22 protein-coding genes are annotated in these 26298 nt (G+C 64.6%); 8 read left to right on the top strand and 14 right to left on the bottom strand.

From position 1 onward, the window contains the following. Positions 1-107 precede the first annotated feature (107 nt). Positions 108-1124 carry a TRAP transporter substrate-binding protein gene (locus Q0743_RS00120; RefSeq protein WP_298239572.1) on the bottom strand — a complete coding sequence of 339 codons (1017 nt, stop codon included), beginning with the start codon at positions 1122-1124 and terminating at the stop codon, positions 108-110. Between the two features lie 264 nt (positions 1125-1388). Here Q0743_RS00120 and pobA point away from each other — a divergent pair, with 264 nt between their 5' ends. Both pobA and Q0743_RS00110 read left to right on the top strand, forming a co-directional pair. Beyond that, positions 1389-2558, top strand: a complete 1170-nt coding sequence (pobA, locus tag Q0743_RS00115) for a 4-hydroxybenzoate 3-monooxygenase (protein WP_298239571.1) — start codon at positions 1389-1391, stop codon at positions 2556-2558. Between the two features lie 234 nt (positions 2559-2792). Continuing rightward, positions 2793-3212, top strand: a complete 420-nt coding sequence (locus Q0743_RS00110) for a PaaI family thioesterase (protein ID WP_298239570.1) — start codon at positions 2793-2795, stop codon at positions 3210-3212. A 153-nt stretch (positions 3213-3365) separates the two neighbouring features. On the opposite strand, the gene Q0743_RS00105 is transcribed toward Q0743_RS00110, so the two are convergent. Further along, positions 3366-4250: a LysR family transcriptional regulator gene (locus tag Q0743_RS00105; protein WP_298239569.1), complete on the bottom strand. Its 885-nt coding sequence runs from the start codon at positions 4248-4250 to the stop codon at positions 3366-3368. Positions 4251-4370: 120 nt separating this feature from the next. Here Q0743_RS00105 and Q0743_RS00100 point away from each other — a divergent pair, with 120 nt between their 5' ends. Then, positions 4371-4994: a pyridoxamine 5'-phosphate oxidase family protein gene (locus Q0743_RS00100; RefSeq protein ID WP_298239568.1), complete on the top strand. Its 624-nt coding sequence runs from the start codon at positions 4371-4373 to the stop codon at positions 4992-4994. A 396-nt stretch (positions 4995-5390) separates the two neighbouring features. On the opposite strand, the gene Q0743_RS00095 is transcribed toward Q0743_RS00100, so the two are convergent. Genes Q0743_RS00095 through Q0743_RS00085 form a run of 3 tightly spaced genes read right to left on the bottom strand, consistent with a single transcriptional unit; the run spans position 5391 to position 8936 of the window. Next, positions 5391-6122, bottom strand: a complete 732-nt coding sequence (locus tag Q0743_RS00095) for an ABC transporter ATP-binding protein (protein ID WP_298239567.1) — start codon at positions 6120-6122, stop codon at positions 5391-5393. Then, positions 6119-7888, bottom strand: coding sequence for a branched-chain amino acid ABC transporter ATP-binding protein/permease (locus Q0743_RS00090; protein WP_298239566.1), 1770 nt, complete (start codon positions 7886-7888; stop codon positions 6119-6121). Before Q0743_RS00090 ends, Q0743_RS00095 begins: the two co-directional genes overlap by 4 nt. A 7-nt stretch (positions 7889-7895) precedes the next feature. After that, on the bottom strand, positions 7896-8936 hold the full coding sequence (locus Q0743_RS00085) for a branched-chain amino acid ABC transporter permease (RefSeq protein WP_298239565.1): 1041 nt from the start codon (positions 8934-8936) through the stop codon (positions 7896-7898). A gap of 177 nt (positions 8937-9113) precedes the next feature. Here Q0743_RS00085 and Q0743_RS00080 point away from each other — a divergent pair, with 177 nt between their 5' ends. Beyond that, positions 9114-9635 carry a MarR family winged helix-turn-helix transcriptional regulator gene (locus Q0743_RS00080; RefSeq protein WP_298239564.1) on the top strand — a complete coding sequence of 174 codons (522 nt, stop codon included), beginning with the start codon at positions 9114-9116 and terminating at the stop codon, positions 9633-9635. A gap of 46 nt (positions 9636-9681) precedes the next feature. Here the strand turns inward: Q0743_RS00080 and Q0743_RS00075 are convergent, their stop codons facing one another. The 9 genes from Q0743_RS00075 to Q0743_RS00035 form a co-directional block, all read right to left on the bottom strand. Continuing rightward, a complete protein-coding gene (locus Q0743_RS00075; protein ID WP_298239563.1) occupies positions 9682-10965 on the bottom strand; it encodes a glycerate kinase in 1284 nt (427 codons plus the stop codon). 194 nt (positions 10966-11159) lie between these two features. Beyond that, positions 11160-12389, bottom strand: coding sequence for an ABC transporter substrate-binding protein (locus Q0743_RS00070; RefSeq protein ID WP_298239562.1), 1230 nt, complete (start codon positions 12387-12389; stop codon positions 11160-11162). A gap of 241 nt (positions 12390-12630) precedes the next feature. Next, on the bottom strand, positions 12631-13857 hold the full coding sequence (locus Q0743_RS00065) for an ABC transporter substrate-binding protein (RefSeq protein WP_298239561.1): 1227 nt from the start codon (positions 13855-13857) through the stop codon (positions 12631-12633). A 119-nt stretch (positions 13858-13976) separates the two neighbouring features. After that, positions 13977-15212, bottom strand: a complete 1236-nt coding sequence (locus tag Q0743_RS00060) for an ABC transporter substrate-binding protein (RefSeq protein ID WP_298239560.1) — start codon at positions 15210-15212, stop codon at positions 13977-13979. 31 nt (positions 15213-15243) lie between these two features. Beyond that, the gene (locus Q0743_RS00055) at positions 15244-16263 is read right to left on the bottom strand and encodes a branched-chain amino acid ABC transporter permease (RefSeq protein ID WP_298239559.1); all 1020 of its coding nucleotides are present in this window, start codon (positions 16261-16263) and stop codon (positions 15244-15246) included. 2 nt (positions 16264-16265) lie between these two features. Then, positions 16266-17144 (bottom strand): branched-chain amino acid ABC transporter permease, encoded by an 879-nt coding sequence (locus tag Q0743_RS00050; protein WP_097660018.1) that lies wholly within the window; start codon positions 17142-17144, stop codon positions 16266-16268. Positions 17145-17157: 13 nt separating this feature from the next. Continuing rightward, positions 17158-17871 (bottom strand): ABC transporter ATP-binding protein, encoded by a 714-nt coding sequence (locus tag Q0743_RS00045; RefSeq protein WP_298239558.1) that lies wholly within the window; start codon positions 17869-17871, stop codon positions 17158-17160. Next, positions 17868-18665 carry an ABC transporter ATP-binding protein gene (locus tag Q0743_RS00040; RefSeq protein WP_298239557.1) on the bottom strand — a complete coding sequence of 266 codons (798 nt, stop codon included), beginning with the start codon at positions 18663-18665 and terminating at the stop codon, positions 17868-17870. Before Q0743_RS00040 ends, Q0743_RS00045 begins: the two co-directional genes overlap by 4 nt. A gap of 66 nt (positions 18666-18731) precedes the next feature. Then, positions 18732-19598, bottom strand: coding sequence for an IclR family transcriptional regulator (locus Q0743_RS00035; RefSeq protein ID WP_164936606.1), 867 nt, complete (start codon positions 19596-19598; stop codon positions 18732-18734). 131 nt (positions 19599-19729) lie between these two features. On the opposite strand from Q0743_RS00035, the gene Q0743_RS00030 reads away from it, so the two are divergent. The 4 genes from Q0743_RS00030 (at position 19730) to pimC (ending at position 26265) form a co-directional block, all read left to right on the top strand. Continuing rightward, positions 19730-21826, top strand: coding sequence for a 3-hydroxyacyl-CoA dehydrogenase NAD-binding domain-containing protein (locus Q0743_RS00030; protein ID WP_298239556.1), 2097 nt, complete (start codon positions 19730-19732; stop codon positions 21824-21826). Between the two features lie 214 nt (positions 21827-22040). Beyond that, positions 22041-23723: a dicarboxylate--CoA ligase PimA gene (gene pimA, locus Q0743_RS00025; RefSeq protein WP_298239555.1), complete on the top strand. Its 1683-nt coding sequence runs from the start codon at positions 22041-22043 to the stop codon at positions 23721-23723. After that, positions 23720-24907 (top strand): acetyl-CoA C-acyltransferase, encoded by a 1188-nt coding sequence (locus Q0743_RS00020; protein ID WP_298239554.1) that lies wholly within the window; start codon positions 23720-23722, stop codon positions 24905-24907. The genes pimA and Q0743_RS00020 overlap by 4 nt, the downstream gene beginning before the upstream one ends. Positions 24908-25074: 167 nt before the next feature. After that, positions 25075-26265, top strand: coding sequence for a pimeloyl-CoA dehydrogenase large subunit (pimC, locus tag Q0743_RS00015; protein ID WP_298239553.1), 1191 nt, complete (start codon positions 25075-25077; stop codon positions 26263-26265). Positions 26266-26298: the final 33 nt, after the last annotated feature.

Raw genomic sequence — 26298 nt, 5'->3', positions numbered from 1 at the left:
GGGGGGGGAGAGGGAGGGGAGGCGTCGTGCACTCCTCACGTCTCGACCCGTTCGCAAAGCAACGGCGGCGAGATGCCCCTCGCCGCCGTGTTCCTCTCACCGCGACGTCACTCCGCCAGCGCGTTGTACTTCTTCAGCGAAGCCTTCAGCTCCGTCAGCGCGGCATCGGGATCGGCGCCGGCCTTCTTGGCGCCGTCGGCCCAGGTCTTCACCAGCGGCTCGGCGGCCTTCTTCCAGGCCGCGGTCTGCTCCGCCGTCAGCTTGTAGACCTCGTGGCTGGACTCCGCCTTCACCTTGTCGATGCCGGCGTCCTCGAACTTGCCCCAATGCTCGCCGACGACGCCTGCCATCTCGACCGAGCAGTTCTTGTCGATCGCGGCCTTCTGCTTGTCGGACATCGCATTGTACTTGTCCTTGTTGATCACGAACACGAAGGTCGTGGTGTAGAGCGGCGCCTCCATGTCGTACTTGGTCACCTTGTCGATGCCGAACAGCACCAGCGAACCCCAGGGGAAGGTGACGCCGTCGGCGACGCCGCGCTCGATGATGTCGCGCACTTCCGGAGCCGAGGACTGCACGTTGGTGCCGCCGAGCGAGGTCACGAAGTTCGCCATGGTGGCGTGCGCCGGGCGGATCTTCATGCCCTTCACGTCCTCGGGCATCACGATCTTCTTGGTCTTGGAATGGAAGGAGGAGGGCGAGTGGACGAAGGCGAGGCAGTATTTGACGTCCTTCATCTCCTTCTCGGCATATTTGCGATACCAGGCGTCGAGGCCCATCGAGCCGCCCTTGGCGTCGGAGATCAGGAACGGCAGCTCGCCGGCGCCGATGATGGGGAAGCGGCCGGGCTGGTAGCCGGGATTGACGTAGGTGACGTCGGCAATGCCGTCGCGCGCCATGTCGTAATGGTCGAACGCCTTGCCGAGCTGCTGGGCCGGAAACACCTTGCCCTTGATGGTGCCGCCGGAATCCTTCTCGACTGCGGCCGCCCAATCCTCCAGCGACTTCTGCAGCGGATGCGAGGCCGGCACCCAGTGCGAGATCTTCAAATCGAAGGTCTTGTCCTGCGCGAACGCGGGCGTCACGCTTGCTGCCAGCAGCAAAGCCAGACAGACTTTCCTCATCACACGTCTCTCCCTGTTGTCGACGGCGGGCTTCGATGGCCCGGTCTCATTAATTAACATGTTATCTAAATGGCGGACGTGTTCAAGCCGGAACTGGGGCGTAGCTCCGCATCCTAACCGTCAGCCCTGTTGCCTGGATGTGTCGCCGTTCGCGGCGATCCGCGCTCCCCTTTTGCCCAACCGTTATATGGTATAATTATCCTGCGCGACTTGAAGCGACAAGCGGGCCGCGACGAAAGCCTACAGGATCGGGAGGAGCAAGTATTGCGGACAAAAGTCGCAATCATCGGGGCCGGGCCGGCCGGATTGTTGCTTGGGCAACTGCTGCATCGCCATGGCATCGACAACGTGATTCTGGAGCGGCAGAGCCCGGACTATGTGCTCGGCCGCATCCGCGCCGGCCTGCTGGAGGAGGGAACTGTCGCGCTGCTCGACCAGATTGGCGCAGGGGCCCGGGCGCATGCCGAGGGCCTGGTACATGAAGGCATCGAGCTTGCCTTTTCCGGCCGCCGTCATCGCATCGACATGAAGGCGGCGACCGGCAAGACGGTCATGATCTACGGCCAGACCGAGGTTACGCTCGACCTGATGAATGCGCGGAAGGCTGCGGGCCTTACCTCGGTCTACGAGGCCAAGGACGTCCAGCCGCACGATTTCGACGGCAGTCACCCGCGTGTAACCTGGGTGAAGGACGGCGTCACCCACACACTCGACTGCGATTTCATCGCCGGCTGCGACGGCTTCCATGGCGTCAGCCGCGCCAGCGTCCCGGCCTCGGCGATCGAGGAGTTCGAGCGGGTCTATCCGTTCGGCTGGCTCGGCATCCTGTCGGATACGCCGCCGGTCAGCCACGAGCTGATCTATTCCAACCATGCCCGCGGCTTTGCGCTCTGCACCATGCGTTCGACCAAACGCAGCCGCTACTACGTGCAGTGCTCGCTGGACGACCATGTCGACCAATGGCCGGACGATCGCTTCTGGGACGAATTGAAGCGCCGGCTCGACCAGGAGGCGGCCGACAACCTCGTCACCGGTCCCTCGATCGAGAAGAGCATCGCGCCCCTGCGCAGCTTCGTCGCCGAGCCGATGCGCTTCGGCAAGCTGTTCCTGTGCGGCGACGCCGCTCACATCGTGCCGCCGACCGGCGCCAAGGGCCTCAACCTTGCGGCCAGCGATGCGTATTATCTGTCGAGCGCCTTGCGCGAATTCTACGAGGAGAAATCCAGCGCGGGCCTCGACGCCTATTCCGCCACGGCGCTCGCGCGCGTCTGGAAAGCCGTGCGCTTCTCCTGGTGGATGACCTCGATGCTGCACAAATTCCCCGACACCGGAACCATCGGCGCCCGCATCCAGCTCGCCGAGCTCGATTACGTCACGCAGTCGCAGGCGGCGATGACGTCGCTGTCGGAGAACTACGTGGGACTGCCGTTTTAGAGCGGCACTGACGGAGCCGTAGGGTGGGCAAAGGCGCCCTTGCGCCGTGCCCACCACCTTCCCATAATCGCGAAAGCGCGTGGGCACGCTTCGCTTTGCCCACCCTACGGCTCCGTCATTGTGGTGCCACCCGTGTTTCAAACACCCGCGCAAATCGCGTTTGAAACTTTGTAATGGATGCGTTCGTCTCGTCCATCGCGTTCAATGCAGCCGACACAGCAACGCGAGACAGCCATGACCGCTACCGACATTCCCGCCGGCTTCGAGCCGCATTTCCGCAAGGCCCCGCTCACCGATCCCTGGGAGCCGCTCTATTCGAAAAAGACCGCCAAGGGCGTCACCGTGGGCTTGCGTCTGGCGACGCCGCACACCAATGCGCGCGGGCTCATCCATGGCGGACTGATCGCGGCGCTGTCGGATGCCGCCATGGGTTACAGCTGCGCTCAGGCGACGGGCTGGACGACGTCGTTCGTCACCATCTCGCTGTCGATCGACTATGTCGGCGCCGCCGAGATCGGCCAATGGCTCGCGGTCGAAGGCGAAGCGATCAAGACCGGCAACACGATCTGCTTCGCGCAGTGCCTGGTGAGGGCCGACGACGCCGTGATCGCGCGGGCGAGCGGCACGTTCCGCGTGGTGCCGAAGAAGGGGTGAGCCCCGCGCTCTCCGTGCCCCGGACGCGGTGCGGCGCGAAGTGCCGCTCCGCAGAGCCGGGGCCCATCCATCCGCAGCTTGCGCTCTGGCCTCCTGGGTCCCGGTTCTGCGCAGCAGCGTTGCACGCTGCAGCGCGTCCGGGACACGAGACCGTCACCCGAACCTCCATTCCGTCGTCTCCACCACGAGATCGATGAACGCCCGCACCTTGGCCGAGAGCAGGCGCGAGGTCGGATAGACGATGTGGATCGGCAAGGCCGGCTGCTCGTATTTTGCCAGCACGATCTTCAGGCGCCCGCGCTTCAACCCCTCGGCGGCCTGATAGGCCAGCACCCGGGTCACGCCGCCGCCGGCCTCGGCATATTGCAGGGCGGCGTCGGCGCTGTTGCTTGAGAAGCGCGGGGCCGTCGTCACCTCGATGTCGCGGCCGTCCTCCACGAAATGCCAAGTGGCGGTCGGGCCGAACGCGACGGTCTGGTGCGCGAGCAATTCCTGCGGTGTCTTCGGTTCGCCGTGACGCCTGAGATAGCCCGGCGTCGCCACCGTGATCCGCCGCATCTCGCCGACCTGGCGCGCCACCAGCGATGAATCGGCGAGGTGGCCGATCCGCACCGCGGCGTCGACGGCGTCTTCCACGAGGCTGACGAGGTGGTCCGACAGCCTGAGCTCGGCGGTGACCTCGGGATAGCGCTTGAGATAGGCCGTCATCACCGATGCAACATGCAGCCGGCCGAACCCGACCGGAGCCGACACCACGAGGCGCCCGCTCGGCCGGTTGCGCTCCTCGCGGGCTGAGCCGTCGGCCTCCTCGACATCGGCGAGGATCCGCCGGGCACGTTCCAGATAACGCGTGCCGACATCGGTCAGTGCGACCTGCCGCGTCGTCCGCTGCAGCAGCCGCGCGCCGAGATGCTCCTCCAGCGCGGCAATCATCCGCGTCACCGCCGAAGGCGACAGCCGCAGCTTGCGCGCCGCCGGCGCAAAGCCGCGCAGGTCGGCGACAGTGACGAAGACGTGCATGGCATCCAGGCGGTCCATAGCATTATTGCATATATCGCAATGATGAAGTGTCAAGTGATCAGATTGTTTTAACCCTGGAAAGGTCCATCTTATCGGGCGAAAACGCAGCAATGCGGCGGAATTTCAGGAGATGTTCCGATGACTGAAGCACACACCTATGCCAGCGACGTTGCGTTCTCGCCGGCGGTGAAGTCGATCCAGACCCGCAAGGGCTCGCGCGAGGGCTATGCCCACGCCGAGCAGCGCGGATGGCGCACCGAGGTCGACGAGAACCTCGCGGCGTTCCTGGCGGACGCCAACAGCTTCTACTTTGCAACGGCCTCGGCGGACGGCCAGCCCTATATCCAGCACCGCGGCGGCCCGAAGGGGTTCTTGAAGGTGCTGGACAAGCAGACGCTCGCCTTCGCCGACTACGCGGGTAACAGACAATACATTACCCAGGGAAACCTGTCCGAGAACCCAAAGGCCTACATCTTCGTGATGGACTACGCCCACCGCCGCCGGGTGAAGATCTGGGGCGAGGCGCGCGTCGTCGAGGACGACGAGGCACTGACGACCTCGTTGATGCCGAAGGGCTATCGCGCGCGGCCCGAGCAGGTGATCCTGTTCAAGATCGCTGCCTGGGACACCAACTGTCCGCAGCACATCCCGCAGAAGTTCGACGCGGGCGATGTGGCGGCAGCGCTTGCGGCGAGGGACGCGAGGATCGCGGAGCTGGAAGCGGAGGTTGCCGCGTTGAAGGGTGCAGGCGTAGCTAGGTAAGACGCTGCCAGCTTACCCTCCCCTGGGGGGCCCCTGGAGGGCAGGGCTATCGCATGTGGAAATCCCGAGTCTCTTCCGGAGCTTAGCCGGCAATGTGCTTGCGCGAGGCTGCCAAGCAGCGGAATCGGATCGAGAACAAAACGGAATCGAACCGCGAAGCTGGAGCGACACTTCTCGAACGTGTGCTTTACAAGTGTCGACAGCGCTTTGCTTTTTCCCATATGCGATAGCCCTGCCCTGGAGGGGGAGGGTCGATCGCGCGTGGCGCGAGCGGGGTGGGGTGATCTCTCCACTCGGGAATTGTTGGATGTGGAGAGACCGTCACTCCACCCCGTCTCACATTACGCTTCGCTCCATGTGAGCCGACCCTCCCCCTCCAGGGTAGGGTAAGAAAGATCAGATCGCGCTGGCGCCTTCGTGCTGGAAGCCGAGATAGCTCGCCGCCACCCGCTCGTTCGCCGCGATGTCGCTGGCCTTGCCGCTCAGCACGAACTCGCCGAGCTCCATCACATAGGCCTGGTCGGCGATCTTCAGCGCAGCCTGTGCGTTCTGCTCGACCAGCAACACGGAGACGCCGCTGGCGCGCAGCTCGGTGACGATGCGGAAGATGTCGGCGACGATGATCGGGGCGAGGCCGAGGCTCGGCTCGTCGAGCATCAGGAGCTTCGGCTCGCCCATCAGCGCGCGGCCCATGGCGAGCATCTGCTGCTCGCCGCCGGACAAGGTGCCAGCAAGCTGCTTGCGACGCTCCTTGAGCCGCGGAAACAGGGCATAGACCCGCTCGATCGAGGATTTCGCCCGGCTTCGCTCGATGCGGAAAGCCCCGAGCTCGAGATTGTCCTCGACATTCATGGTCACGAACAATTCGCGGTGCTCCGGGACGAGGCCGAGCCCCATCGCGACGCGGTCTTCGATATCGAGCCGGGCGAGATCCTGACCGGCGAAGCTGACGCGGCCCTTCAGCGGCAGGATGCCCATGATGGCCGAGAGCAGCGTGGTCTTGCCGGCGCCGTTGGCGCCGACGATGGTGACGATCTCATTGGCGCCGACCTCGAGCGAGACCGAGCGCACGGCCTCGACCTTGCCATAGGCGACATGGGCGTCGGTGACGGACAACAGCGCGCTCATGCCGCCACTCCGAGATAGGCCTTGATCACTTCGGGATTGGTCTTGATCGTGGCGGGGGTGCCTTCCGCGATCTTGGTGCCGAAATCGAGCACCACGATGCGATCGGCGAGGTTCATGACGAAGCCCATGTCGTGCTCCACCAGGAGCACGCTCATGCCGCCGTCGCGCAGATCCCGCAGCAATTTGGCGAGCTGCTGCTTCTCCATGTGGCGCAGGCCGGCGGCGGGCTCGTCGAGCAGCAGCAGCATCGGATCGACGCAGAGCGCGCGGGCGATCTCGACGATGCGCTGCTGGCCGAGCGAGAGGCTGCCCGCGAGCTGATGCATCTGGTCAGCAAGGCCGACGCGCTCGATCTGGCGGGCGGCTTCGGCAAGCAGCTTCGCCTCATCGGCGCGGTCGAGCCGCAGCATCGAGGAGATCGGCCCCGAATGGCCGCGCAGATGCGCGCCGATCGCGACGTTCTCCAGCACGGTCATATCAGGGACCAGCTTCACATGCTGGAAGGTCCTGCTGATGCCGAGCTTGACGATCTCCTGCGGCGGCGCGTTGTCGACCTTCTTGCCGAGCACCGAGATCGAGCCTGACGTGGCCGACAGCACGCCGGTGATCAGGTTGAAGGTGGTGCTCTTGCCGGCACCGTTCGGGCCGATCAGCGCGACGATCTCGCGGGCCTGGACGTCGAAGGAGACGTTGTTGACGGCGACCACGCCGCCGAACTGTTTTCGCGCCTTCTCGACCTGGAGCAGGATGCTGGACTGGCCGGGCGAGCGGGTGCGCTGCTCCAGCTTCAGCGAGGTGTCGGGCTTCTTGCCACGGGTAGCTTCCGGCAGGAACGAGATCAGCCAGGGCCAGAGGCCGCCGGGCGCAAGCTGTAGCAGCGCCACCAGCATGATGCCGAACACGATGGTCTCGACCTGGCCGGAGCCGGGCAGGATCAGCGGCAGATAGCTCTGCAGCACTTCTTTCAGGACCACGACGATGGCCGCACCCAGGACGCCGCCCCAGACGTAGCCGGCGCCGCCGACCACGGCGATGAAGAGATATTCGATGCCGGCCTGCGCGCCGAACGGTGTCGGATTCACCGCGCGCTGCAGATGCGCGTAGAGCCATCCCGAGAGGCCGGCGAGCACGGCGGCATGGATGAACACCAGCAATTTGGCGCGCGGCGTGTGCACGCCGAACGCTTCGGCGGCGACATGGCCGCGGCGCAGCGCACGGATGGCGCGGCCGGTGCGGGAGTCCAGCAGGTTCATCGTCAGCAGGGCCGAGACGATCACGGCGACCCAGATCGCATAATAGATCGAGCCGGGCGAGAGCATCTTGAACGTGCCGATCGACAGCGGCGGGATCGCGGAGATGCCGTCGTTACGGCCCAGGAACTCCAGCTTGCTGAACAAATAGAACAGCCCCAGCCCCCAGGCGAGGGTGCCGAGCGGCAGATAATGGCCGGAGAGACGGACCGTGACGAGCCCAAGCAGCACCGCGAGCGATCCGCTGACCACCAGCGACAGCGGCAGCGTCAGCCAGGGCGACAGGCCGTAAGACGTCGTCAGCACCGCGGTGGTGTAGGCGCCGAAGCCGACGAAGGCGGCCTGGCCGAACGAAGTCAGGCCGCCGACGCCGGTCAGCAGCACGAGGCCCATCGCGACGAGGGCCGCGAGGCCGATATTGTCGAGCAGCACGATCCAGAAGGGGGGCATGCCAGGAACGAACGGGATCGCCGCCATGACAGCCGCGAAGATGATGATGGGAAGCCGGCTCTGCATCTTGGCCTCAGTCCTTCTCTTCCTCGACCGCAGGCGCGGCGAGCGAGCGCAGCAGCAGCACGGGAATCAAGAGCATGAAAACGATCACCTCCTTGTAGTTGGAGGCATAGAAGGACGAGAACGCCTCGACGATGCCGACGACCAGCGCCGCGACCGCGGTCAAGGGGTAGCTGACGAGGCCGCCGATGATCGCGGCGACGAAGCCCTTCAGGCCGATCAGGAAGCCGCTGTCATAATAGAGCGTCGTGATCGGCACGATCATGATGCCGGAGAGCGCGCCGATGACGGAGGCCAGCAGGAAGGCGATCTGCCCTGACAGCGTGGTGCGGATGCCGGCGAGGCGCGCCCCCAGCCGGTTCACGGCGGTCGCGCGCAAGGCCTTGCCGTAGAGCGTCAGGCCGAAGAACAGCCAGAGCCCGACGATGAAGGCGATGGTGATGCCGTAGACGGTGAGGCTCTGGCCGGTGAAACGCAGTGCGCCGGCGGTGAAGGCGCCGGACAGCACGGCCGGTCCGCGCTGGCCTTCGGCGCCGAAGAACAGGAGGCCGAGGCCCTGCAGCGCGAGGTGGACGCCGACCGAAGCAATCAGCAGCACCAGCACGGAGGTGTGCGCCAGCGGCTGGAATGCGATGCGGTAGAGATAAACCCCGATCATGGCGACGATCACCAGCGACAGCGCGATCGAGACCGCGACCGGCGGCTTCTGGGCGGCGAAGTACACGGTCAACGCCAGCACGATGGCCGGCAGCACGACATTGGTGAGGAGGCTGCGCACGACCAGGCGCCCGTGCAGCGCCTTGCGCGCCACGAACAGGTCGAAGGCGAAGGCGCCGATGCCCAGCGCCAGCGCCAGCTTGGCCGTGCCCGGCATCTGGCCCGCGGCCAGCGAGGCATAGGTCAGCGCGCCGTAGGTGACGAATTCGCCTTGGGGAATGAGGATGACGCGGGTGACGGCGAACACCAGCACCAGCGCGAGACCGAGCAGCGCATAGATCGCGCCATTGGTGATGCCGTCCTGCACCAGGAACAGCATGATGGTGGTATTCAAGACCGGACGCTCCCCCTTAAGATCTAAGGACCGGTCCCTCGATTGCGGTGGACGGTCCGTTCACAGCCATTGAAAAACGCTGTCGATATTTGATATGGTCCATAACAATTATCAAATATAACATCAAGGGTGGTGGACGACCCGTCCCGAATTTAGCGGGATTACGAGCACGAGGCGATGACCGTTTCCAAGACCGCTGAAAAGTCTTCTGAAAAATCGGCCGACTCGGCCAAAGTCCGCAAGGACGCGGCGGAGCCGCAGGCCGAAGCGCTCCAGCTCGGCGAGCTGTCCGAGCAGCTCGGCTACGTCCTGAAACGGGCGCAGCTCAAGGTGTTCGAGAATTTCCTGCGCTGCATGGCCTCGCTGCAGCTCACCCCTGCGCAGTTCTCCGTGCTGCTGCTGGTCGAGAAGAATCCGGGCCGTAACCAGACCGAGATCGCCTCGACGCTCGGCATCCTCCGGCCGAATTTCGTGGCGATGCTCGACAATCTCGAGAGCCGCGACCTTTGCGCGCGGATCCGCTCCACCAACGACCGCCGCTCGCACATCCTGGTGCTGACCGACAAGGGCAAGGCCGTGCTGGCCCGCGCCAAGAAGCTCGTCGCCACCAAGCACGAGGCGCGGCTCAACGATCTGCTCGGCCAGGCCAACCGCGAAGCCCTGCTCGCGATGCTCTCGAAGATCGCCAACGAGTTTTGACGCTTACCCTCCCCTGGAGGGTCCCTTCAGGGGAGGGTAAGAAACCTCAATCCACCAGGATCACCCGGATATCGTTCACGTTGGTCAGCGTCGGACCCGGCTGCAATAGATCCCCAGTCGCTTCGAAGAAGCTGGTCGCGTCGTTGTTGTCCAGATAGGCCTGCGGCTTGAGCCCCAGCGCCTGCATCTTCGCGAACGTCGCCGCGTCGATCAGCGCGCCGGCGGGATCGGTGGGGTGGCCGGCGCCGCCGTCGGCGCCGTCGGTGTCGCCGGCGAGCGCCGCAATGCCGGGCGTGTCCTTCAAGAGCGAGGCCAGCGCCAGCGCGTATTCCTGGTTCGGTCCGCCGCGCCCGTTGCCGCGCACGGTGACCGTGAGCTCGCCGCCGGAGAGGATCGCGAGGCGCTTGCCTTGCGCGCGCGCGTCGAGCGCCAGCCTGGCGTGAGCGGCCGCGACCTCGCGCGCCTCGCCCTCGAGATCGGCGCCGAGATCGATCGTCTCATAGCCGGAGTCGCGCGCGAGCTTCACCGCGGCGTCGAGCGACTGCTTTGGCCGCGCGATCAGTTCGAAATGCGCGCGCGCGAAAGCGGCATCATCAGGCTTGCAGCTTTCGTTGCGTTCGTCATCGAGCGCGCGGCGCACCGCATCGTCGATGGCGAGCTTGTACTTCGCGACGATCGCGCGTGCATCGGCCAGCGTGGTCGGATCGGGCACGGTGGGGCCCGAGGCGATCGCGGAAGGATCGTCATGCGGCACGTCGGAGATCGCGAGCGTCACGATCTCGGCGGCATGTTTGCCCGCACGAGCAAGACGTCCGCCCTTGATGCGCGAGAGATGCTTGCGCACGACGTTCATCTCGCCGATCGGTGCGCCCGAGCGCAGCAACGCCTTGTTGACCGCCTGCTTCTGCGCAAAGCTGATGCCCTCGCTCGGTGCGATCCAGTTCGCCGAGCCGCCGCCGGTGAGCAGCACCAGCAGCAGATCGTCCGGTCCGGCTTCGGCCGCAAGCGCGAGCGTGTCGGCCGCGCCCTTCAGGCCGGCCTCATCCGGCACGGGATGGCCGGCTTCGACCACGCGGATGCGGCGCGTCGGCACGCCGTAGCCGTGACGCGTGGTGGCGATGCCGACGAGGCGTTCCGGTGCGAGTTGAAGCGTGTCGAGATAATGCCGCTCGGCCGCCGCGGCCATGGCAGCCGCGCCCTTGCCGGCGGCGAGGCAGATCACGCGTCCCCTGGGTGCAGGCCGCAAGTGCGGCGCCAGCACCACGTTGGGATGAGCGGCAGCGACGGCGGCGTCGTAGAGCGCGCGGAGCAGGGGGCGTCGGTCGGTCATGACGATGGCCTTGGGCAGACGGGCTGAGTGGCGACGGATGCCGCCGTTCCCCTGCCTACCGCATCGTGCGGCAAAGCGTAAGCGGGCTTTGCCATCATTCGATTATGCAATCGCGTCATCATAATCGGCGGGCTAGCAAAAGCCCCCTGCGATGGTCTCGCAGGGGGCTTTCCGTCGTCAAACCGTCGGACGGACTAGCCGCCGACGTCGGCGCTGATCACGTCGCCGAACAGTTCCCACTTCTCGCCCTTGAACTTCTCGAGCCGGAGCTGGCTGATGGGTGCAAAGTCGGTCGGCGAGGTGTTGATCTGGACGCCGGGCAGCAGCACCTCGGTGCGGAAGTTCTTCAGGCTGGCAGCCTGCTTCATGATGTTCGCGCGGGTGAGATCGTCGCCGCACTGCTTCAGCACCTGGACCAGGGTCTGCGCGACGCCGTAGCCGACGATCGTGCCATGGTCGAGCTTGTCGCCTTCCGGGAAGTACTTGGTCATGAAGGCCACGAAGTCCTTCATGCCGGGGTCGTTGTTCCACTCGGGATCGGAAACGTCCTTGAGGTAGTCTGCGGAAATGATGTCCTGCGAATTTTCAAAGCCAGCCGGCTTCAACACGCTGCCGACCGAGGCCGACACGTTGTTGAGGAAGTGCAGCGGCTTCCAGCCGATCTCGGCGTTCTTCTTGATCGCTTGCGCCGCAAATTTCGGCGTCGTGATGTTCATGAAGACGTCGGCGCCGGTCGACTTCAGCTTCACGATGTGATTGTCGATGGTCGGCTCGGAGGTCTCATAGCTCTCCTCCATGACGATCATCGAAGCGGCCTTGGCACCGAGGCCGTCCTTCAGGCCCTTCAAATAGTCCTTGCCGTAGTCGTCGTTCTGATAGAGCACGGCGATCTTGGCGTCCGGCTTGTTCTTCAACAGCCACTTCGCATAGATCTGCGTTTCGCTCTGGTAGTTGGGCTGCCAGCCCATCGTCCAAGGGAAGTCCTTGGGGTCGTTCCACTTGGTGGCGCCGGTGGCGACGAACAGCTGCGGCACCTTCTTGGAGTTCATGTATTTGTGAATCGCCGAGTTCGGCGGCGTGCCGAGCGAGTTGAAGATGAACAGCACCTCGTCGCTCTCGACCAGCTTGCGCGCCTGCTCGACGGTCTTCGGCGGTGAATAGCCGTCGTCATAGGAGATGAAGTTGATCTTGCGGCCGTTGATGCCGCCTTCGTCGTTGATCTTCTTGAAATAGGCGGCTTCGGTCCGCCCGATGATGCCGTAGGCGGAGGCCGGTCCGCTGTAGGGCATGATGTTGCCGATCTTGATCTCGGTATCGGTCGCGCCGGTATCGTATTTCTTCTGGGCCGATGCGGTGGAGGCCGAGGCCGCAATGAGGGCAAGCGCCAGTGATGCGGCTGCAAGTCTGCCGGTGACAGCGGGCATTCCTATCTCCCTATTTTCTTGGTGTGTGTACGCCCCTTTTCTTGTCTTGATTGTTTTTGGTGGCGCGGCCGCAATTCAATACGATTTGGCCAACGGCTTCAACAGAAAGCCCCCGCGACGGGGGCGCAAGGCCTGCTTCTTTAGTAGTCAGCGGCGGACCGGCTCTCGTGTGCGACTGCGAGAAGGCGCGGCTGTCTTGAGTTGTTTGACCAATCAGGGTGCGATTTTGAGTTGCGTCGCGTCAGTGATCCGTCTCGCTGGAGATGACGTCCCCGATCAGCTCCCATTTCCGGCCCTTGAAACGCATCATCTGCAGCTGCTCGATCGGGGCGAAATTGTCCGGCGCGGTGCTGATCTTGATGCCGGGCAGCAACGTGTCGGGCTCGAAGTCCTTCAGGGACGCCGCCTGCTTCATGACGTTCTCGCGGGTGAGGTCGTCGCCGCACATCTGCAGCACCTTCACCATGGTTTGCGCCGCCGCGTAGCCGAATACGACGCCGGCGTCGAGCTTGTTGGCCTTGGGATCGTACTGCGCGACGAAGTTGTAGAACTTCTTCATGCCGTCATCGGCATTCCACTGCGGATCGGAGCCGTCCTTGGTGTAGGTCGCCGACAGGATGCCTTGCGAGATCTCGAGACCTGCCGGCTCGATCACCCCGCCGACGGAGGCAGAGACGTTGGAGACGATGTGGACCGGATGCCAGTTGATCTCGGCCGCCTTCTTGATCGCCTGCGCGGCGAATTTCGGCGTGGTGATGCTGATGAAGACGTCGGCGCCCGAGGCCTTCAGCTTCACGACGTGCTCGTCGATGGCGGGCTCGGACGTGTCGTAGGGCTCCTGCAGCACGATCATCGAGGCCTTGGCGCCGAGGCCGTCCTTCAGCCCCTTCAGGTAATCCTTGCCGAAGTCGTCGTTCTGGTAGAGCACGGCAATCTTCCCGTCCGGCTTCTCCTTCATGATGTACTTGGCGTAGATGCGCGCTTCGCTGGCGTAGCTCGGCTGCCAGCCCATGGTCCAGGGATACTGCTTCGGGTCATTCCACTTCGACGCACCGCTCGCCACGAACAATTGCGGCACCTTTTTCTCGTTCATGTATTTGCGGATGGCGCTGTTGGTGGACGTGCCGAGCGAGCCGAAGATCAGCAGCACCTCGTCGCTCTCGACCAGCTTGCGCGCCTGCTCCACCGTCTTCGGCGGCGAATAGGAATCGTCGTAGGAGACGAACTTGATCTTGCGGCCGTTGATGCCGCCCTCGGCATTGATCTTGTTGAAGTAGGCTTCTTCGGCCTTGCCGATCGCGGCATAGGCCGAGGCCGGGCCGCTATAGGGCATGATGTTGCCGATCTTGATCTCGGTGTCGGAGGCGCCGCTGTCATATTTCTTCTGCGCAAGCGCCTCGCTGTCCATCGCAGTGCACAACGCGACGACGGCCAGCAACGCCGCAACTTGAAATCGAACGGCAGTCATCATTCTCCCACCCCGAGTTGGATCGGCGCCGCATTGAACAAGATTGACGGGTGACGTCAACAAAAAGCCCCCGCGATCGCTCGCGGGGGCTTCGAAGCTCGGACTATGACGTCAGCGTGTCACTCGGAGGCGACGTCGCCGCTGATGATCTCGCCGAACAGTTCCCACTTCTCGCCCTTGAAGCGCTGCATCTGCAGCTGGGCGATCGGGGCGAAGTCGGTCGGGCTGGTGTTGATCTTGACGCCGGGCAGCAGGGTGTCCGGTGCAAAATCCTTCAGGCTCGCGGCCTGCTTCATGATGTTGGCGCGGGTGAGATCGTCACCGCACATCTCCAGCACCTTGACGAGGGTCGACGCAGCGCCGTAGCCGTAGACCATGCTGGTGTCGGACTTGTCCGCACCGGGCATGTACTTGTCGACGAACTCGTTCCACTTCTTCATGCCGGGATCGTTGGCCCACTGAGGATCGGTGGAGTCCTTGGCGTAGGCCGCCGACAGCACGCCCTGCGCGTTTTCGAAGCCGGCCGGCTTCATCACGCTGCCGACCGAGATCGAGACGTTGGTGAGGATCTGCAGCGGTTTCCAGCTGAGCTCGGCGGTCTTCTTGATGGTCTGGGCCGCGAACTTCGGCGTGGTGTAGATCAGGAGTACGTCGGGATTGGCCGCCTTGATCTTGACGATGTGGCCGTCGATCGAGGGCTCGGACACCTCATAGCTCTCTTCCATGATGATCATGGACGAGGCCTTGGCGCCGAGGCCGTCCTTGGTGCCCTTGAGGTAGTCCTTGCCGAAATCGTCGTTCTGATAGAGGACCGCAATCTTGGCGTCGGGCTTCTCCTTCATCAGCCATTTGGCATAGATATGCGCTTCGCTCTGGTAGGAGGGCTGCCAGCCCATGGTCCAGGGGAAAGTCTTCGGGTCATTCCACTTGGTGGCGCCGGTGGCGACGAAGAGCTGCGGGATCTTCTTGGAGTTGAGGTACTTCTGGATCGCGCTGTTCGAGGGCGTGCCGAGCGGATTGAAGACGACCAGAACCTCGTCGCTCTCGACCAGCTTGCGGACCTGCTCGACGGCCTTCGGCGGCGAATAGCCGTCGTCATAGGTGACGAAGTTGATCTTGCGGCCGTTGATGCCGCCCTTGTCGTTGATCATCTTGAAATAGGCTTCTTCGGTCTTGCCGATGACGCCATAGGCCGACGCCGGACCGCTGTACGGCATGATGTTGCCGATCTTGATCTCGGTATCGGACGCGCCGGTGTCGTATTTCTTCTGGGCCAGTGCAGCGGTCGAGGTGAGGGCAATGGCCGCCGTTGCCGTGACCAGCGCGGCGGCTCGCAGTGTTCTTCCAAAATACAATTCGATCTCCTTGTTCTAGTCCAACAGGTCTTCAGTTCTTCTTGAGTTTGCCGGCAAATTGCTGGCCGAGGATCGCAATCTGCCTTGCGCCGTGCGGCACGAGGTAGATGACGAGGAACAGCAGTACGCCGAACACCGCGCCGGAGAGACCCTTGGAGATGCTCTCCGCCATGTTCGGCACGAAGATGATGAAGGCCGCACCGACGAACGAGCCGGGCAGCCAGCCGACGCCGCCGACGACCATGCCGAGGAACAGCGAGATCGCGAGCGTGATGGTGTAGCTGTCGGGGGCCACGAACTGCACCGCGATGGCACCGAGCGAGCCCGCGACGCCGGTGATGGCTGCCGACACGCCGAACGCCAGCGTCTTGTAGAGCGCGACGTTGACGCCCATCGAGGACGCCGCGATCTCGTTGTCGCGGATCGCCATGAAGGCGCGGCCCGACCGCGAGCGCAGCAGGTTCACCGACAGGAGGTAGATCGCGAGCGTCACGATGAGCGTGAAGTAGTACAGCCAGGTATCCTGCGACATCGGCAGGCCGAACGGCGCGTCCGGCTTGGTGACGACGAGGCCCTGCACGCCGCCGGTCCAGTGCTCCAGGAAGTTCAGCTTCAAAAGCTGCGGCATTGCGGTCGCGAGCGCGAAGGTCGCGAGCGCGAGATAGACGCCCGACAGCCGCAAGGCCGGCTTGCCGAACAGGTACCCGAAGCCGAAGCAGACCGCGGCGGAGATCGGAATGGTCAGCGCGTAGTTGAGGTTGGCGTGCTCCATCAGCACCGCCGACGTATAGGCGCCGACGGCATAGAAGGCGCTTTGGCCGAGGGAGAACTGGCCGGAGCCGCCGGTGAGGATGTTGAGCGCCAGCACGGCGAGCCCGTAGATCAGGAGCATCGTCATCTGGAAGATGATGAAGTTCTTGACGAACATCGGCACGACCAACAGCGCGGCCAGCACCACCAGCGAGGTGCCGGTGCCCAGCGTCATGGCTCGCTTCGGAACCGCCTCGACCGCCTGGTGGCCTTCGGCAACGACTTCTTCTGCTGCGCTCATGATCAAACTCGCTTGACGATTTGCCGGCCGAACAGGCCAGCGGGTTTGACGACCAGGACGGAGATGATCAGCGCGAGCGCGATCGGGAGTTTCAGCTCGTTGCCGACGCCGGGGATATAGGTGCCGGCGAGGTTCTCGAACACGCCGACCAGGAAGCCGCCGACCACGGCGCCGAACGGGCTGGAGAGCCCGCCGAGCACCGCCGCGGCGAAGCCGTAGATCAGCACGCCGCCCATCATGTTGGGCTCCAGGAACACGACCGGTGCGATCAGCATGCCGGCGATCGAGCCGATCGCCGTCGCCATGCCCCAGCCAAGCGCGATCATCCAGCTGGTGTTGATGCCGACGAGGCGGGCCGATTCAGGCACCGAGGCTGCGGCCCGCATCGCAAGGCCGATCCGGGTGTACTGGAAGAAGAAGTAGAGGCCGAGCAGCAGCAGCACGGTGACGCCGATCATGCCGGCCTGGTGGGTCGAGATCAGCTGGCTGCCCAGGAACGGCGCGGACCCGAACGGCGTCGGGTACTGCTTGATGGTGAAATCCCAGATCAGGCCGGCCGAGGAGTTGATGATCGCGAACAGCGCGATGAAGCCGGCGACGTTGGTCAAGACCGGCGCCTTGGCGAGCGGCTTGAACAGGATGCGCTCGATCGCGATGCCGGCGACGAACGAAAATGCCAGCGTGATCACGAAGGCGGCCCAATAGGACACGCCCCACTGCATCAGCTGCCAGGAGATGAAGGTCGAGAACATCGCCATCTCGCCTTGCGCGAAGTTCAGATGGTCGATGGCCTGGTAGATCATGACCACGGCGAGCGCCATGCAGGCATAGATCGCGCCCGTGGCGATGCCGGCCAGGACCTGGTTGGTGAACAGCTCCATTGTCCCGGCTCCCTCAGTAACCCAGATAGGATTTGCGGATTTCTTCGTTGTTCGCGATGTCCTTGGCGTTGCCTGACATCACGATGCGGCCGGTCTCGATCACATAGGCCTGGTCGGCGAGCTCGAGCGCGAGCTGGGCGTTCTGCTCGACCACCAGGATCGACACCTTGTCCTCGCGGTTGATCTTGCCGAGGATGCCGAACAGGTCGCGGACCACCAGCGGCGCGAGGCCGAAGGAGGGCTCGTCCAGCAGCATCAGCCGTGGCCGCAGCATCAGCGCGCGGGCGACGGCGAGCATCTGCTGTTCGCCGCCGGAGAGCGTACCGGCCTGCTGGGTATGCCGCTGCTTCAACACCGGGAAATGCGCGTACATGCGCTCGATGTCGGAGACGATGCCGGCGCTGTCCTTGCGGGTGATGGCGCCAAGCTGGAGGTTCTCCTCCACCGTCATGGTGGTGAAGGTGCCGCGGCCCTGCGGCACGTGGGCGATGCCGAACCGCACGATGCTCTCGGTCGATTTGTTGTTCAGCGGCTTGCCGTCGAACTCGATGCCGCCGGTGGAGCGCACCATGTTGCAGATCGCGCGCAGCGTCGTGGTCTTGCCGGCGCCGTTGGCGCCCAGCAGGGTCGTCAGCGAACCCTCGTTGAGCGAGAAGGACAGGCCGTGGAGCGCCTGGACCTGGCCGTAATAGGCGCGCAGGTCCTTGACGTTGAGAAGGGTCGTCATTGGTCCTTGCTCCCGAGATAGGCCTTGATGACGTCGGGGTCCGCCTGCACCTGGGCGGGCGTGCCTTCTGCGAGCTTCTTGCCGAAATTCAGCGCGACGACGTGGTCGGCGATCGACATCACGAGGCCCATGTGGTGCTCGACCAGGAGCACGGTCATGTGGCGCTCGTCGCGGATTTTGCGGATGAGGTCGCCGAGCACGTAGACCTCCTCGTGATTGAGGCCGCCGGCGGGCTCGTCGAGCAGCAGGATCTTCGGGTCGGCCGCGAGCGCGCGCGCCAGCTCGACGCGCTTCTGCGTGCCGAAGGGCAGGCCGGACACGACGGTTTGGGCGACGTCCTCGAGATCGAGATAGGCGAGGATGTCGTGCACCTTCTTGTTCACGTCGGTCTCGCTGCGGCGGATCCAGGCGAGGCGCAGCGAGTCGCTGATGATGTCGCTGGAGGTCCGGGCGTGGGTTCCGACGCGGACGTTGTCCATCACCGAGAGGTTCGGGAACAGCGCCACGTTCTGGAAGGTGCGGCCGATTCCGATCTCGGCGATCCGGTGCGGCGGCCGCGTCAGGATGCTCACGCCTTCCATCAGGATGTCGCCGGACGACGGCTGGTAGAGCCGGGACAGGCAGTTGAACAGCGTGGTCTTGCCGGCGCCGTTGGGGCCGATCAAGCCGAGGATCTGGCCCTTTTGCATGTCGAAGGACACGCCGTTGAGCGCGACGATGCCGCCGAACACGACGCTGACGTCGCGAACGGCGAGCAGGGGGGCTGTCCCCTGCGCGAGCTGTGCCTGCGTCATCTCGTCTCGCTCACGTCATTCAGTGAGCGATGGGGCGATGCGAACCGCTCCCCACGATGACAAAGGCTATCTGATCCCCTCGGCCAAACGAGCAACTTTCCCTCCTGATTTCAGCTTTTTGCTGACGTCTTTTTTGGAATGCGGCATCAGACCCCCGAGCGCCGCTTCGATGTTCCTTACCATCGCTAGCAGACGGGGTCCAATGTCGTTGATCAAACGCTCTTCCGTGAAACGGAATGCGGGCGCGCCGCAGTTGAACGCGTAAGGTCCGGTTCCGTCGTTGAGCTTGAGCGCGACGCCGGCGGCGCCGATGTCGTCGTGCCAGTCGCCGACCGAAATCGCAAAACCGTACTTCGCGACGGTTTCGCCGGAACGTTCCAGCCCATCGCGCATCTTCGGCCAGCGGCTGCCGTAATGTTCGCGCAACAGGCGCGACAGCTCCGTACGGTCCGCGTCGTCGAGTGCCCAGAAATAGGCACGGCCCATCGCGCTGGTTGCAATAGGCACGCGCGAGCCGACGTCAAGTTGAACGCCGACCGTTTCGCTGCCGCGGCTCTGTCCAAAATAGATCATGCTGTGGCGGTCGCGGCCGCCGACGGCGACGGCGCCGCCGGTCGCGCGCATCACGTCCTCGCGGAACGGTTCGGACAAATGCCGAACACCGAGATTGGCGAGCGCGGCGTAGCCGAGCGACATCGCTGCGGGTGTGAGCTGGTACTTCTCAAAGCGGGGAACCGGCGCGAGATAACCCAGCTTGGTCAACGTGTAAGTCAGCCGCGAAACCGTCGGCTTCGGCAGATTGGTGCGCGCCGCAATCTCCTGATTGCCGAGCAGGCCGTCATTGGGGTGGAAGGCTCGCAATACGTCCAGTCCGCGGGAAAGCGCGACGACGAAATTCCGATCGGTCGCAGTCTTCTTTCCTGTACGCTTCATCCCTGATCTGCTTCTTGCGCGGAGTCGTTGACAAGCCACGTGCTTCAAAATAACCCTGCCGTCAAGATGCGGAATTAAATTCCGCACCGCGAAATCGAACAAAAGTTAATCCCCACCAAGGAGGGAACACCGTGAGCGAAGTGGTCAAGCTTGAGCGTCATGACGAGGTCGGTATCGTCACGGTCAACAGCCCTCCGGTCAATGCGCTGAGTGCCGCGGTTCGCGGTGGTATTCTGGAATGCGTCAAGGCTGCTGTCGCCGATCCCGCCATCAAGGGCATCGTGCTGACCTGCGCCGGCCGCACCTTCATCGCGGGCGCCGACATCACCGAATTCGGCAAGCCGCCGAAGGCGCCGGCGCTCAACGACGTGCTCTCCGAGATCGAGAATTCGCCGAAGCCCGTGGTTGCCGCGATCCACGGCACGGCGCTCGGCGGCGGCCTCGAGGTCGCGCTTGCCTGTCATTTCCGCGTTGCAGTGAAGGAGGCCAAGCTCGGCCTGCCCGAGGTGAAGCTCGGCCTGCTGCCGGGCGCCGGTGGCACCCAGCGCCTGCCGCGCGCGGTCGGTCCCGAGCTCGCCGTCAAGATGATCGTTGGTGGCGATCCCATCGGCGCGGCCGAAGCGCTGAAGAACGGCTTGATCGAGGAGATCGTCGAAGGGCCGGCGTCCGGCGGCGAGGCCTTCGTGCGCAAGCTGCTGGCCGAGAAGCGTCCGCTGCGCCGTCTGCGCGACGACGATTCCAAGATCGCGGCCGCCAAGGCCGACCGCTCGATCTTCACCAATGCGGTCGCCGCCATGACCAAGAAGTCGCGCGGCCTGGAAGCGCCGTTCGCCGCCGCCGACGCTGTGGGCTACGCCATTGACCTACCTTTCGACGAAGGTCTGAAGAAGGAGCGCGAGGGCTTCCTCAAGCTCGTCGCCAGCGACCAGTCCAAGGCGCAGCGCTATGCCTTCTTCGCCGAGCGCGAGGCGGCCAAGATCGCGGGCGTCCCCGAGGGCACCAAGTCGCGGCCGGTCAACCGCGTCGCGATCCTCGGCGCCGGCACCATGGGCGGCGGCATCGCGATGTCCTTTGCCAATGCCGGCATCCCCGTCACCCTGATCGAGACCGGCGAGGAGCAGCTCAAGCGCGGCATGGGCATCATGCAGAAGAACTGGGAAGCAACCGCCGCGCGCGGCGGCATTCCCGCCGACGCGCCCGCCAAGCGCATGGCGCTGATCAACGGCGTGGTCGGCATCGAGAATGTCGGCGATGCCGATCTCGTCATCGAAGCCGTGTTCGAGACCATGGCAGTGAAGAAGGAAGTGTTCGGCAAGCTCGACCAGTACGTCAAGCCGGGCGCCGTGCTCGCTTCCAACACCTCCTATCTGAACATCGACGAGATCGCGAAGTCGACCAAGCGTCCGCAGGACGTGCTTGGCATGCACTTCTTCTCGCCGGCCAACGTCATGAAGCTGTGCGAGATCGTGCGTGCCGACAAGACCGCGCCGGACGCGCTGGTCACCGCCGTGACCATCGCGCGAAAAATCGCGAAGGTGCCGGCCGTGGTTGGCGTCTGCGACGGCTTCGTCGGCAACCGCATGCTGGCCCAGCGCGGCAAGCAATCCGAGAAGTTGCTGTTCGAAGGTGCCTTGCCGCAGCAGGTCGATGCCGTCGTGACGAAGTTCGGAATGCCGATGGGACCGTTCGCGATGGGCGACCTCGCCGGCCTCGACATCGGCTGGCGCTCGCGCAAGGACCGCGGCATCAAGTCGGAGATCGCGGACGCGCTGTGCGAAGCCGGCCGGTTCGGCCAGAAGACCGGCAAGGGCTACTACAAGTACGAAGCCGGTTCGCGTGCGCCGCTGCCCGATCCCGAGGTCGAGAAGCTGATCGACGAGACGCTGCTGCGTCTCGGCCGCAAGAAGCGCGTCGTCAGCGACGAGGAGATCCTCGAGCGCATGATGTACCCGATGATCAACGAGGGCGCGAAGATCCTCGAAGAAGGCATCGCGGCGCGTCCCTCCGACATCGACGTGGTCTGGCTCTACGGCTATGGCTGGCCGATCTACCGCGGCGGCCCGATGTTCTGGGCCGACAGCGTCGGCCTCAAGCACATCGCCGATCGCCTGGCTTTCTACGCCAAGGAGACCAACGATCCGAGCCTCGAGCCCGCACCGCTGCTGAAGAAGCTCGCGGCCGAAGGCAAGACCTTCGCCTCGCTGGCCGCGGCGTCGAAGGCGGCGTGATCAGATTGGTAGCTACCGCGATGCCGCGCTCCGTGAAAGGCTCTCTCCGTTCCCTCCCCCCTTGTGGGGCAGGGAGGGGGGTGGCTCCGGGCGAGGTCCGAGTTTGTGGCTACCCCTCTCCACAACCCTCCCCCACAAGGGGGGAGGGAGCCCGTCCGTCCGTGCCCACCTCACGCGGCACTATTGCGACCGCTTTGCAGAGTATCGACGGTTCATGACCCATCCCGGCGAACAGTTTTACCCCGAGGGCGTGCGTTGGGACGACGCCATCGCTCAGGGCCCGATCCCCGATCTGCTGTCGAACGCCGCGGCGAATTACGGCCCGCGGACCGCGCTGGAGTTTCGCGACCGGCCGATCACCTACACGGAGCTTGCAGCTCAGGCCGATCGCGCGGCCGCAGCGTTTCTCCGCGCCGGCTGCGGCAAGGGCACGTCGATCGCGCTGTTCCTTGGCAATTCGCCCGATCACCCCGTCAACTTCTTCGGTGCGCTGAAGGCAGGCGCCCGCGTCGCCCATCTGTCGCCGCTCGACGGCGAGATCGCGCTGACGCACAAGGTTTCGGATTCCGGCTCACGCCTGCTCGTCACCTCCAATCTCGCGGCGCTGCTGCCGACCGCGCTGAAATTTCTGGAGAAGGGCCTGATCGACCGCCTCGTCGTTTGCGAGGACGACGACTGGGGCAAGGTCGGTACGCCGCAGGCGGTGATCCCCAGGGATCCCCGCATCGTCACCTTCAAAACGTTTGTCGAAGGCGCGGCAGCCCCTGCGCAGTGGCCGTCCGTGACGACCGACGACGTCGCCCTGCTGCAATATACCGGCGGCACCACCGGCCTGCCCAAGGGCGCGATGCTGACCCACGGCAACCTCACCTCGGCCGTGTCGATCTATGACGTCTGGGGCAAGCCGACGCGCGCGGCGCGCGGCGATGCGATCGAGCGCGTGATCTGCGTGCTGCCGCTGTTCCACATCTACGCGCTCACCGTGGTGCTGCTGTCTTCGCTCAGCCGCGGCAACCTCATCTCGATCCACCAGCGCTTCGACGTCGAAGCCGTCATGCGCGACATCGAAGTGAAACGCGCGACGTATTTCCCGGGCGTGCCGACGATGTGGATCGCGATCGCCGCGCTGCCCGATCTCGACAAGCGCGACTTCTCCTCGCTCAACGCCATCGGCTCCGGCGGCGCGCCGCTGCCGGTCGAGGTCGCGAGCTTCTTCGAGCGCAAGGTCGGCAAGAAGTTGAAGAGCGGCTGGGGCATGACCGAGACCTGCTCGCCCGGCACCGGCCATCCGCCCACCGGCCCCGACAAGCCGGGCTCGATCGGCCTGATGCTGCCCGGTATCGAGCTCGACGTCGTTGCGCTCGACGACCCGAGGCGCGTGCTGCCGCCGGGCGAGGTCGGCGAGATTCGCATCAAGGGCCCGAACGTCACCAGGGGCTACTGGAACAAGCCGGAGGGGTCCACGGATGCCTTCGTCGATGGCCGCTTCCTCACCGGCGACATCGGCTATGTCGATACCGACGGCTATTTCTTCCTGGTCGACCGCAAGAAGGACATGATCATCTCCGGCGGCTTCAACGTCTATCCGCAGATGATCGAGCAGGCGATCTACACCATTCCGGGCGTGCATGAGGTGATCGTGCTCGGCATTCCCGACCAGTACCGGGGCGAGGCCGCCAAGGCCTTCATCAAGCTGAAGCCGGACGCCAAGCCGTTCTCGCTCGACGAGTTGCGCGCGAAACTCGCCGGCAAGGTCGGCAAGCACGAATTGCCGGCCGAGGTCGAATTCGTCGACGATTTGCCGCGAACGCCGGTCGGAAAATTGTCGCGCCACGAATTGCGCCAGCAGCAGAAACCGTCACAATCCGTCCAACCCGTATCAGGAGGTCGTTCTTGACCGACGCCGTCATCGTTTCCACCGCCCGCACGCCGATCGGCAAGGCCTATCGCGGTGCGCTCAACGCCACCGAAGGCGCAACATTGCTCGGCCACGCCATTCGCGAAGCCGTCGCGCGCGCCAAGGTCGATCCCAGGGAGATCGAGGACGTCGTGATGGGCGCAGCCCTGCAGCAGGGCGCGACCGGCGGCAACATCGCGCGCAAGGCGTTGCTCCGCGCCGGCCTTCCCGTCACCGTTGCCGGCACCACGATCGACCGCCAGTGCGCCTCGGGCCTGCAGGCGATCGCGCTTGCGGCGCGCTCGGTGATCTTCGACGGTGTCGAGATCGCGGTCGGCGGCGGCGGCGAATCGATCTCGCTGGTGCAGAACGACAAGATGAACGGCTTCCACGCCCAGGATCCGGCGCTGCTCAAGATCAAGGGCGAGGTCTACATGCCCATGATCGACACCGCCGAGGTCGTCGCCAAGCGCTACGGCATCTCGCGCGAGAAGCAGGATGAATACTCTCTCGAGAGCCAGCGCCGCACCGCGGCGGCCCAGCAGGGCGGCAAGTTCAAGGACGAGATCGCGCCGATCACGACGCAGATGGCGGTCACCGACAAGGCGACCGGCGCGGTGTCGATGAAGGACGTCACGCTGTCGCAGGACGAGGGCCCGCGGCCCGAGACCACGATCGAGGGCCTCGCCGGCCTCAAGCCCGTGCGCGGCGAGGGCTTTTCGATCACTGCGGGCAATGCCAGCCAGCTCTCCGACGGCGCCAGCGCTTCCGTGATCATGAGCGACAAGGAAGCATCGAAGCGTGGTCTCAAGCCGCTCGGCATCTTCCGTGGCTTCGTCTCCGCCGGCTGCGAGCCGGACGAGATGGGCATCGGCCCGGTCTTCGCCGTTCCGCGCCTGCTCAAGCGCCACGGCCTCACCGTCGACGACATCGGCCTGTGGGAGCTTAACGAAGCCTTCGCGGTGCAGGTGCTCTATTGCCGCGACAAGCTCGGCATCGACCCCGAGAAGATCAATGTCGATGGCGGCGCGATCGCGGTCGGCCATCCCTACGGCATGTCGGGCGCGCGCCTCACCGGCCACGCCCTGATCGAAGGCCGCCGCCGCAAGGCGAAATACGCGGTCGTCACCATGTGCGTCGGCGGCGGCATGGGCGCGGCCGGTCTGTTCGAGGTGTTGCAGTAGGTACTGTCGTCCCGGACAAGCGCAGCGAAGCGGAGCGCCGATCCGGGACCCATACGCCGCAGCAGGCGTATGGAACGCAAATGGTAATGGCCTTCGCAAAACGAAGGCCGGTGATTATGGGTCCCGGCGTTCGCCGGGACGACGAAAAAAGCTCACAGGAGGATCCGATGGATCTCGCATTCACGAAAGAAGAGCAGGCGTTTCGCGAGGAAGTGCGTTCGTTCTTCCGCGACAACGTGCCGCCGGATACCCGGCGTAAGCTGGTGGAAGGCCGCCACCTCTCGAAGGACGAGATGGTGACGTGGTGGCGCATCCTCAACAAGAAGGGCTGGGGCGTCAGCCACTGGCCCAAGCAGTTCGGCGGCACGGGCTGGACCTCGGTGCAGCACTATATCTTCAACGAGGAGCTGCAGTCCTACCCGGCGCCGCAGCCGCTCGCCTTCGGCGTCAGCATGGTCGGCCCGGTCATCTACACCTTCGGCAACGAGGAGCAGAAGAAGAAGTACCTGCCGCGCATCGCCAATGTCGACGACTGGTGGTGCCAGGGCTTCTCGGAGCCGGGCTCGGGCTCCGACCTCGCCTCGCTGAAGACCAAGGCCGAGCGGCGTGGTGACAAGTGGATCATCAACGGCCAGAAGACCTGGACCACGCTCGCCCAGCACGCCGACATGATCTTCTGCCTCTGCCGCACCGACAACAACGCCAAGAAGCAGATGGGCATCTCCTTCATCGTGTTCTCGATGAAGTCGAAGGGCGTCACCGTGCGCCCGATCCAGACCATCGACGGCGGCCATGAGGTCAACGAAGTCTTCTTCGACGACGTCGAGGTGCCCATCGAGAACCTGATCGGTGAGGAGAACAAGGGCTGGGACTACGCCAAGTTCCTGCTTGGCAACGAGCGCACCGGCATCGCGCGCGTCGGCGTCTCCAAGGAGCGGCTGCGCCGCATCCGCGATCTCGCCGGCAAGGTCGAATCATCAGGCAAGCCGATCATCCAGGACGCCGCGTTCCGCGAGAAGCTGGCGGCCTGCGAGATCGAGCTGAAGGCGCTCGAGCTCACGCAGCTGCGCGTCGTCGCCGACGAGGGCAAGCACGGCAAGGGCAAGCCCAATCCGGCCTCCTCGGTGCTGAAGATCAAGGGCTCCGAGATCCAGCAGACCACCACCGAGCTGCTCATGGAAGTGATCGGCCCGTTCGCCGCGCCTTACGACGTGCACGGCGACGACGGCTCGAACGAAGCCATGGACTGGACCGCCCAGATCGCACCGAGCTACTTCAACAACCGCAAGGTCTCGATCTACGGCGGCTCCAACGAGATCCAGCGCAACATCATCGCCAAGGCGGTGCTGGGGCTCTAACCGCCGTCATTCCGGGGCGCGACGCAGTCGCGA

The organism is uncultured Bradyrhizobium sp. (assembly GCF_936943645.1).
In the GTDB taxonomy this organism is placed as follows: domain Bacteria; phylum Pseudomonadota; class Alphaproteobacteria; order Rhizobiales; family Xanthobacteraceae; genus Bradyrhizobium.
Note: the sequence above shows the minus strand (reverse complement) of the source record. Positions and strands in the feature narration are given on the sequence as shown.